Genomic DNA, 745 nt, shown 5'->3' with positions numbered 1-745 from the left:
AATATAGGTAATATCTGCACTCCATTTTTGGTTAATCGAAGTCGTAGAGAAATCTTGTTTTAAGAGGTTCTCACGAGATTCTACCTTTTCATGATTGCTTGCTGGACGATATTTTTTTCGAATAATCGAATGAATGCCAAGTTCTCGCATCAATCGTTGCACACGCTTTAAACTGACTTTCCAACCATTTCGGGTTAACGTATAGGTGATTTTGGGTGCGCCATAACGGCGTTTACTTTTCTCGTAAGTCTGTAGAATTTCTTCTTTTAATTGTTCATTCTTTTGGTTCCTTTGGCTCGGACGACGGTTCTTGGAGGCATAGTAAGTTGACTTCGATACCTCGAGTACATTCGTTAATGTTCGTACGGGGTATTCTTGACGCTCTTCATCAATAATTTCATAAATCAACGTGTCATTACTTACTCTTTCGTGAATATGGTGATAGCTTTTTTTAGGATATCAATCTCCTGTTTCATACGACGCATTTCCTTCTCCATTTGATGAATATCTGCCTGACTTTTGCCGGTTTCCTCATCCGGGGTATACTCTTTTTTCCAGTTATATATCGTTGCTTCTGAAATCCCATATTCACGTGCCAAAGAAGGAACACTTTGTCCTTGTTCATTTAATTGAAGAATCAATTCTCTTGTTTCTTGGTTGTATCGTTGTGTCATAAACGGACATCCTTTCATAGAATATTATAGTACTCTACAAATATGTGTCCATAAAACTAACCTAACACCAA

At 37.4% G+C, this 745-nt stretch carries 2 protein-coding genes; both read right to left on the bottom strand.

All coding sequences use genetic code 11. The annotated features are described in order from the left end of the window. On the bottom strand, positions 1–408 hold a 408-nt coding region (locus TS1_RS12245; RefSeq protein WP_157061683.1), incomplete at its 3' end, for an IS3 family transposase. Between the two features lie 11 nt (positions 409–419). Next, positions 420–674, bottom strand: coding sequence for a transposase (locus TS1_RS12240; protein ID WP_068710733.1), 255 nt, complete (start codon positions 672–674; stop codon positions 420–422). Between the last annotated feature and the right edge of the window lie 71 nt (positions 675–745).

This window comes from Tetragenococcus solitarius NBRC 100494, from assembly GCF_001544195.1.
Lineage (GTDB): Bacteria > Bacillota > Bacilli > Lactobacillales > Enterococcaceae > Tetragenococcus > Tetragenococcus solitarius.
The sequence above is the reverse complement of the archived record's forward strand: the minus strand, read 5'-3'. Positions and strand labels throughout refer to the sequence as shown.